Annotated in this window: 8 protein-coding genes and 1 other annotated feature; of the genes, 1 reads left to right on the plus strand and 7 read right to left on the minus strand. The window is 39.8% G+C overall.

Annotated features, from left to right (window positions below; translation table 11 throughout):
* Nucleotides 1–3: 3 nt before the first annotated feature.
* From J2T13_RS24595 to J2T13_RS24605, 3 genes are all read right to left on the minus strand, one after another.
* A complete protein-coding gene (locus J2T13_RS24595) occupies nt 4–480 on the minus strand; it encodes a hypothetical protein (protein WP_429375165.1) in 477 nt (158 codons plus the stop codon).
* A gap of 235 nt (nt 481–715) precedes the next feature.
* The gene (argS, locus tag J2T13_RS24600; protein ID WP_429375167.1) at nt 716–2,446 is read right to left on the minus strand and encodes an arginine--tRNA ligase; all 1,731 of its coding nucleotides are present in this window, start codon (nt 2,444–2,446) and stop codon (nt 716–718) included.
* A gap of 49 nt (nt 2,447–2,495) precedes the next feature.
* Nucleotides 2,496–2,747, minus strand: a binding site (T-box leader).
* A gap of 47 nt (nt 2,748–2,794) precedes the next feature.
* Entirely contained in the window at nt 2,795–3,817 is a 1,023-nt protein-coding gene (locus J2T13_RS24605) for a CobW family GTP-binding protein (RefSeq protein ID WP_429375169.1), read from the minus strand.
* Between the two features lie 172 nt (nt 3,818–3,989).
* On the opposite strand from J2T13_RS24605, the gene J2T13_RS24610 reads away from it, so the two are divergent.
* A complete protein-coding gene (locus tag J2T13_RS24610) occupies nt 3,990–4,517 on the plus strand; it encodes a MogA/MoaB family molybdenum cofactor biosynthesis protein (protein ID WP_429375171.1) in 528 nt (175 codons plus the stop codon).
* Between the two features lie 139 nt (nt 4,518–4,656).
* Here J2T13_RS24610 and J2T13_RS24615 read toward each other — a convergent pair whose 3' ends face one another.
* The 4 genes from J2T13_RS24615 to J2T13_RS24630 all read right to left on the minus strand — a co-directional run bounded on the left by J2T13_RS24615 (nt 4,657) and on the right by J2T13_RS24630 (nt 8,027).
* On the minus strand, nt 4,657–5,169 hold the full coding sequence (locus tag J2T13_RS24615; RefSeq protein WP_429375173.1) for a hypothetical protein: 513 nt from the start codon (nt 5,167–5,169) through the stop codon (nt 4,657–4,659).
* 169 nt (nt 5,170–5,338) lie between these two features.
* Nucleotides 5,339–6,538: an acyltransferase gene (locus tag J2T13_RS24620; protein WP_429375175.1), complete on the minus strand. Its 1,200-nt coding sequence runs from the start codon at nt 6,536–6,538 to the stop codon at nt 5,339–5,341.
* A gap of 238 nt (nt 6,539–6,776) precedes the next feature.
* Nucleotides 6,777–7,355, minus strand: coding sequence for a hypothetical protein (locus tag J2T13_RS24625; protein ID WP_429375177.1), 579 nt, complete (start codon nt 7,353–7,355; stop codon nt 6,777–6,779).
* Between the two features lie 249 nt (nt 7,356–7,604).
* Nucleotides 7,605–8,027 (minus strand): hypothetical protein, encoded by a 423-nt coding sequence (locus J2T13_RS24630; RefSeq protein WP_429375179.1) that lies wholly within the window; start codon nt 8,025–8,027, stop codon nt 7,605–7,607.
* Nucleotides 8,028–8,457 lie beyond the last annotated feature (430 nt).

Here is an 8,457-nt window from a genome sequence, read left to right on the forward strand (position 1 = left end):
TTTTTAGATCTTTTGTTTAGGTGTGAAATCTTTTTCCAGTCCTAACTTAACGTATAGCTCTCGAGAATATCCTTGAAGTTTTTTTTCAAGCTCCTGTGCCTGATCCTTGAAATTTGTCAATTCACGTATCATTCTAGAGCGTCCTGCTGGACTGAAGGTCTCATGAATTCGCTCCTTAAAATAATCATGAACAATATAATTCCGTTGTTTCCATACTTTCTTAAGTTGAATGGTCTCTTCTTCCGAGAAGGGAAAGTAATGTTGAATTTCCTGTACTAATTGCCCCAGAGAACTGCTTAATTTACTTTGATATAATTCTTCGAAATCTTCTTCTGACGGTATATTCCCTTGCGATAGCTTCATAAGCATTAGTAAATTGGCAAGTTGCTGCTCTAATGCTTGCGAATAGTATACAGCAAGTCCAAAATAGGCAAATACATCCTTGGAATGATCGCTATCGAGTAGTCTCTCTTTTCCCATGCGTTCCGCTCCGTTCACTATTAAAGACCCACACCTCAGTGCAAGCTAATCTGCAATAATACTTCCTCTTATGTTAAAGGAATTAGCGGAATCAATCAACATGGAAGTACTGATTGAGCATTTATACCTATCTATAACCTCTGATACAATAATGTAAAGTAACATAAGACCCATTGTATACTCTTGTTAGAGCCATTACAGATGAGAAACCTGTATGATAAGCCCGGGACCTTGTTTACATCCGATTCGGAGTACGGATACCTAATATATGCATCGTTCTTTGTAGCGAATCTCCAGTTAATTGCGTCAATGTAAGTCTTGCAGTTCTTAGATCATGGTTCTGCTCAAGAATTCTTTCCTTATTATAGTAATAATTAAACGCCTGAGCCACTTCCAAAGCATATCTAGCGAGAACAGATGGCTCATTATTAAGAATTCCACGTGTCAGTACTTGTGAATATCGAGTAAGCACTTTAAGAAGTTCCCATCCAGACTCTCCAAGTGGATTGACCGGTTGCTCTTGCGGGGTGTTAAGGAGTGCTTGCTCATCTTCAGTCACTCTATCATCAGTAACTCTATCTTCAGTAACTTTACTTTTGAGAATTAGACTCTGGGTTCTTGTGTAAGTATATTGCAGATATGGACCTGTCTCCCCTTCAAAATTCAGTGCATCTTCTAGCGAGAAGTCCACCTCGTTAACCCGGTTATTCTTCAGATCACCGAAAACAATTGCCCCAATCCCTACCGCTTCTGCTACATCATGTTTATTCGGTAAATCTGGATTTTTATCTTCGATGACTTGTAATGCACGTGCTATAGCTTCATCCAGCACTTCCTCAAGCTGAACTATCTTTCCACGACGAGTGGACATCTTCTTACCCTCAAACTTCATTAATCCAAAATGAACATGTCTACAATGATCTACCCATGTCGCCCCCATTTTCTTTAATACCGCAAATACTTGCTCAAAGTGAAGTTTCTGTTCTCCACCCACGACGTATAATAATTGATCCCCTTGCATCACTTCATGTCGATAGAATGCCGTGGCTAAATCACGTGTTGGATAAATGGTCGATCCATCTGACTTCATAATTAGACAAGGAGGCATTCCTTCTTCATCTAATCTTACCACAAGTGCACCTTCACTTCGCTCCAGGAGCTCCTTCTCTTCTAAAGCTTGAACCACTGCCGCCATCTTATCATTGTAAAAGCTCTCTCCAAGTACATGATCAAAGCTCACATGAAGTCTTGTATACATCCGATTGAATTCCTGCATGCTAATTTCCACAAAATACTTCCACAATCTTACTGCTTCCTCGTCTCCTGACTCTAATCTACGGAACCACTCCCTCGCCTCGGGCTCAAGGGTCACGTCATGTTCAACTTGATCATGAAAAGCGACATACAAACGTAAAGATTCCTGAATTGGGTTCTCTATCAGAGCTTCATCATTTCCCCAACGCTTATAAGCCGTGATCTGTTTACCAAACTGAGTACCCCAATCTCCTAGATGATTGACACTGACTACCTCATACCCTGCCATCTGGTACATATTATAGAGTGCAGATCCAATCATCGTGGACCGGAGATGACCAATCCCGAATGGCTTGGCAATATTAGGGGAGGACATATCAATAATAACTTTTTTCCCATGTCCAATATTCAGTTGACCATAATGGGGGTGTTGCATTTGTTGCATAAGAATATTCGAATAATAACCCCGGTCATAACGCAAATTGACATAGGGTCCTTCTGCCGTAACCTGGATCCCTTCCAATTGCATTTGTCTAGCTAACTGCTCAGCGATAGTATGGGGTGCTTGTTTCTGAATTTTGGACAATGTATAACAAGGAAATGCAACATCCCCCATCTCCGCTGATGGGGGAATTTCTAACAAGTCTTTAATTTGCTCTACACTTAAAGATACGTAAGGCTGAATGGCTTCTATAGCTATTTGTAATAACATAATAAACTTCCTCCTCTGCTATATATAACAAAAAAGCTCCCGTCTCTATAAAAGAGACGAGAACTATAAATCCCGCGGTACCACTCTAAGTGAACAGTTCGAAAGAGAATAACTATTCCGCTCAATGACCATCTAACGGCTGTCAGCCGGACCACTCTACTTAGAGAATTAACTCGTAAATCTCGGTTGGAATAATCATCTCATCAGGTGCGCTTCATGTAGGCTGATCATGCCGGCTCACACTATTTCCGGCTCGCTGAATGCTCATTACCCGCATTACTCTCCCGTTCATCGACGTTAGTTTTCAATATTATATATGCACAAACCACAAGATGCAACACCCTACATTCATTCATTTTCTAACTGAATCAAGCCGTTCATTAGATCTGACTTAGAGAAATGTTCTCCTATAAAGACAGCTACATCAGGAACCTTACCTTGAGGTGTGATTTTCAAGAAGTCCGATTCCCTGTAAGCATACTGAAATAAGAACCGGCTCGAAGTATCACTAAAGGATATAATTCCTTTCGCACGATATACTTCACGAGGCAGTCGAGAGACCCATTCTTCAAATTTGTGACTATCTATGGCATGTTCGAAATAGTGCGTATACACCATAACATGGTCATGTGAATGATGCATATGTTCATGCTCATGGTCATGATGGTTACAACTAGGATCATCTTCGTGATGATGACTTTCCTCATGCTCTTCAGATAGCGCCTTTCTCAACGATGACGGATCGAATGTGTCCTCTCCATATAAAAGGTCAATATCTATCTCGCAACGAATCGCTGGGAAAATAGGTGCAAATTCATTCCATCCAGAAATAATATTTCTTAATTGCAGCTGCTCCGCTTCATTTACGCGATCTATTTTATTAAGAATGAGATAGGATGCACAGCGGATCTGTTCTTGCATGAGACGATAGGTCTGACCTTTCTGTTCCTTATACAATTCCAACAAGTGAATCGCATCAACAACCGTAATGACGCTTTTTAGATCTATTTTAATATAGAGCGCTGCTTCTGTCACCCCATCTAGAATTTCCATTGGATTCGCTACTCCCGTGGCTTCCACTATGATGACATCCGGTGACTCCCTATTGATCAGATTGGCTATTTCTAGACTTAAATCTCCTCTTATAGAACAACAGATACATCCGCTAAGCATTTCTGTCATCGGCACTGTTTCCTCTATTAGAACGCCTTCTAAATTCACGTCACCCATCTCATTCATAATCACAGCTGGGCGCAATCCTTGTTCCTGCCAATGAGAAACCATCTTCTGGAGTAATGTAGTTTTGCCACTTCCCAAAAATCCTGACAAAATATATATCGGTGTAGCCTGTTTCTGTTCGAGATTATTCATAATTTCTCCTCCATATAAAGCCTTCTGTGTTTAGCCGATTTTACTATAGGTGACCCTTTTGAGCAAGCAATCACCGTGATCATACGTTACATTTTCTTGCACTAAGATGAATGATGACTTATGCTAAAGTACACGTTACCATCATCTGAAGATCTAAGGAGTATGATGAACAATGAATTCAGTAGAACAACATCGTAGTGAAGCACCACGTTCTGTATCTTGTATGATTGTTACAGTGTCAGACACCCGCAATGAGGAAACAGACGTAAGTGGCCAACTGATGAAAACCTTACTAGAAGCTGCTGGTTACACCATTGTTAATTACGTTATCGTTAAAGACGATTATGAGGGGATCAGAGAGCTTATTTTTGAAGCTTCCAATGACAGCCGTATTGAAGCGGTATTGCTAACAGGTGGAACAGGTATCTCTCCGAGGGACACTACTTATGAGGCCGTGGCTTCTTTATTAGATCGGACACTTCCAGGCTTTGGAGAAATCTTTCGATTCTTAAGTTTCACAGAGGACATCGGTTCTGCAGCCATTCTAAGTCGTGCAATTGCAGGCACCGTAGGAAATACAGCCGTATTCTCCATGCCCGGATCGAAGGGTGCTGTCAAATTAGCACTGGAGCGAATTATCGTCCCAGAGCTGAAACATGTTATACGAGAAATACACAAAGCCGAAACCCATGTAGAGTGAAAACTAAAAGTGCGCCCTCATATTACAGAATTTTTAACTATTCTTAGAACATGAGGGCACTAACTCCAGCTCAATCCAACTCATTAGGTTTCGGCTTCATATACCATTAATGATCTTGTCTACTTGTCTACAAATCAAATTACTCAACCTTGTTCACCCTGTTAAGTAACGTGCTAAATATATGGCTCACTTCTTCATCATATCTTCCCTTGTCCTTACCCGCAGAGGTGTAGACTAAGGCTGTGCCTTCTAAACTGTAAATTTCAGTGCGCGTAGTTGGTGTCGCTACTACACTATTGTTTCCGTATAAATGTTCCATTCTCATCATCCGTTCTTGTTCATTCTTAAATACATACATGGAAATATAATTCTCGGGGTTGCCATTTATTAAATAGACATACTGAATATTTCCGTTCGGATCTACCGTGTACGCCTCGTGGGTTAATAGAATATGCTGTTCTTCAAAAGACCTCTTCATCTCGTTCAGAAAGGGTCCATTCAGTCCCTTCCCTTGCGATTTAGCGCGTATATTCCCCTCTTTATTAGATTCCATATTATATATTTTGACTTCTTTTTTGATGACTTCTTTACTGCATCCTACGGTACTAATGATCAACAAACAGACGATCATGCTCCCCTGCCAGTGTCTCATACACTCATCCCTTTCCTAATTTCCTTAGGAATATATTAGATTTAGAGTGCCATGAAATCAGATCAGCTATTCATGCTATTTGTTCATCAATAGGTAGTGTAGAGCAAAAGCCCACTTCGCAAGACTGCGAATGTGGGCTTTTGCTTTATATATATGATGAATTGATGTTCTAACCTACATGTGTTGTGCCTGGACTTTGATTGATACTCGGCTTGCTCTTCGGCTTCGGAAGATTTCCAAATATCATCCATGAGAACGGAATAAATCGCGCAGTTAAGGAGACCACAATCCACGACCCTACGAGGGCAGTGACAATTCCGCCAAGATACCATAGATGGATGATCCAAGCTGTACCGGTTACTGGCGGGAATTTACGATATATTAACAGAAAGAGCGGATGTATGAGATAGATCCCGAAAGATAGCGCTCCGAGTCTTTCCATCGGTTTAACCAATAACGATGAACCTTTATAATATATAATGTGTGCTACTTGAAGCGACACTAGAGCGAACGTATACGTGTGAACATTCCACAATAGCTCATATAATGTAGAGTTATATTGAACGCCATTCAAGCGAAACTGATACCAAATGTACACGTGTGAGATACCTGCTACGAGCCAAATAAGCCATAGAGCAGCCCACAGCGCAATACGTGCAGGATTAGCGTTCTCTCGGTTCATCATAATCCAAGCTTTTAATTTCGGATAATAAATTCCTATGAATGCTCCGAGAAAGAAGTAGGAAGCATAAGATAATGACCAACTTCCTTTATTCGGTACAGGCGTTGTCAGAACATATTTATTAATGAGAACGAACGCCCACTGTATGCTGAGTCCGATCGGGATAGCCCATTTAGATAGCGCTGGTTTGCTCTTGAACAGCCAGAGCACAAGTGGAAAGAGAACATAAAACTGTATACTAATAAATACAAAATATAAATGCGTATATGCTTTCCCCGTAATAAGCTTCATTCCAAAACTAGTAATTGTCTCTATAAATGAACGATCAGGATAGTAGAAGTATTGCAATATAGCAAAATATAAAACTGAGAACAAAAAATAAGGAATAATAATATACAACAATCTCTTCTTAAAAAAGCCCGTAACGAGACTTTTCGTCAGTGGACGAGAATAATAGTTGTAGAACAGCACAAAGCTACTTAAAAATATAAATGTTGGTGTACCTAGTTTCATAAAGATATTGAAAAAATTATAGATGAAAAAATACCCTGAACCCGTCATCTCAGATACCGCATTAGACGTAGAATGAACGCATAACACACCCATAATCGCCATAGCCCTTACTAGTTGCAACTCCGGTATTTTTTCTTTTTGCTGTTTGTTCACAAGTTGATTTTGTTTATTCACAACATAGTGCCCCTTCCTAAGTTAACATTCCGCTGAAAAAAGAATGTAGTTCTATACTACCACATCCTGCTGAAGATTCTCTGAAAAAGTAATAATGCTAATTATAAATGATAGAGACACCTTACGATATGTAATTTGATGGTAAAGTTAGATGGACCGCGCAACACAAAAGGCAGGATAGATGATCACCCTGCCTTTTGCATATTATTTTTCTAAGTGATTATATAACAGCAAGCTATTAACCCTGCTTCCCTTCGATAGCGCAGAGCAATACGCTCGCAGCAAGCCCTAAGCGGCGATCAAGTGTCTGACCATGGTCCAATGAGAAATCGACATTAATTTTTGTGACAAACGGGTTGAAATTCTGCTTAAAAGTACCAATCGTGTTCCCGTTAGTCTGAACGTTGAACTTTTGAGGGATCAGGTTGGATAAGAAACGCCGTAATAAGGCAAGGAGTGGGTTATCTTCCTTAATCCGTCCAATTTCGGTTTCACTTGCGTTCAGAATGAGCCATTCGTCCTTCAGCATTGATTTAAGTCCCTTTCTGCGCAGACAACCGATATGTTCTCCTGTTCTCGTATCCTTAACGTCATATGTTGCGGAGAAATCAATGATACTGCGAGCCGAGATCGTAAGTAATTCCTCGGTCATACTCTCATCACTAAACAGCCGAATGTCCTCTTTTAATTTGAAAGCTTTCATTTGGGAGTACATCACGAGTTCCTGATTGGCATTATAAATATGAAACTTTGCACCGGCGATGGAAAGGACCTTTTTTCGAACCAAGTATTGAGTATAGCCAAATTGATCTTGCACTTTGTTAGTGACCTCCTGTTGGATAATATTAACTTCATATTAAGCCAAGTGGGACAATCTGTATACTATTTTATCAAGATTAGATATTATTCGTGTTCGCCATCGGCGATAGATTTACAAAATAACAGAAAAAAAAGGCTATCCAACCCTGAAAAAGGATCGATAGCCTTATACACTTACTAAAAGTTCTGATGAAGCATAAGCGCTTGTCTACAATTTACCTTAAGAAAACTACTTCGATGTTGAGCCCTAATTACAACTACTTTTTATAAATGTAAGATTTCTAATAAGAGCTGAATCGCCTTGAACAGCTTGCTCCGTATATTTCACTTTAAGGTGATCTCCCTCTTGTAATTGTTCTATCTCAAGCTTTAATTTTTCATCAAATTGAATGGCTATAGCTTCTCCACTGAGCGTAATCTCCATAGTGTGGCTATCCGCAAGTCCCTCAAACACGGCGTGTTTCACTTTCAGTGTGGTTACATCATCATTATGGCTATCTATGTGAGAAGCACTTGATTTCGTTAATTCTGTCTTGGACGAATTTATTACGTTTGATGTATCCGGAGAATCAGCATAAGCATAACCCGAAATACTACATATTATAATCACAGAAGTGAATAATGAAATTACAGCTTGGTATCGTTTTTTTAACTTGATCTTGTGTAGCATGTGATCACCCCATATTATTGATATCCCCATTATAATCAGGGATTTTAACTGTTCTTACTATCTATTACCCCATATATCCTATTTTGAATTTCGCTTATATTATTCTATTAGAGGCTCAAACCCAAATCAGCAGTTGACAATAAAATGTAGTGGAAACAGCGTTCCGTTTGGGAGGATGTTACCCTCACTGTTAAAGGAAGATTTCTTGAATTGGATTGAATTAGGTAGAAATCCTCCTTTAACAGTGAACGCTCCGCTTGTCCACATTCCTCCAAAACTCCTCTGAGGTCTTCTCTCTGTCAACCACTACTTTTTAGATTGTGACCTATCAGATACTAGAGTGAAGGACTGAATATTATTTCAGCCCCTCCTCATCAAACCGTACGTGAAGTTTTCCTTCATACGGCTTTCCGATGTTCTTCTTTCATGC

The organism is Paenibacillus sp. DS2015, from assembly GCF_050433705.1.
In the GTDB taxonomy this organism is placed as follows: domain Bacteria; phylum Bacillota; class Bacilli; order Paenibacillales; family Paenibacillaceae; genus Paenibacillus_AQ.

What these genes read in the sequence shown, in the direction of transcription:
- J2T13_RS24595 (WP_429375165.1), bottom strand. Translation starts at nt 480, where the DNA reads ATGGGAAAAGAGAGACTACTCGATAGCGATCATTCCAAGGATGTATTT.
- argS (WP_429375167.1), bottom strand. Translation starts at nt 2,446, where the DNA reads ATGTTATTACAAATAGCTATAGAAGCCATTCAGCCTTACGTATCTTTA.
- J2T13_RS24605 (WP_429375169.1), bottom strand. Translation starts at nt 3,817, where the DNA reads ATGAATAATCTCGAACAGAAACAGGCTACACCGATATATATTTTGTCA.
- J2T13_RS24610 (WP_429375171.1), top strand. Translation starts at nt 3,990, where the DNA reads ATGAATTCAGTAGAACAACATCGTAGTGAAGCACCACGTTCTGTATCT.
- J2T13_RS24615 (WP_429375173.1), bottom strand. Translation starts at nt 5,169, where the DNA reads ATGAGACACTGGCAGGGGAGCATGATCGTCTGTTTGTTGATCATTAGT.
- J2T13_RS24630 (WP_429375179.1), bottom strand. Translation starts at nt 8,027, where the DNA reads ATGCTACACAAGATCAAGTTAAAAAAACGATACCAAGCTGTAATTTCA.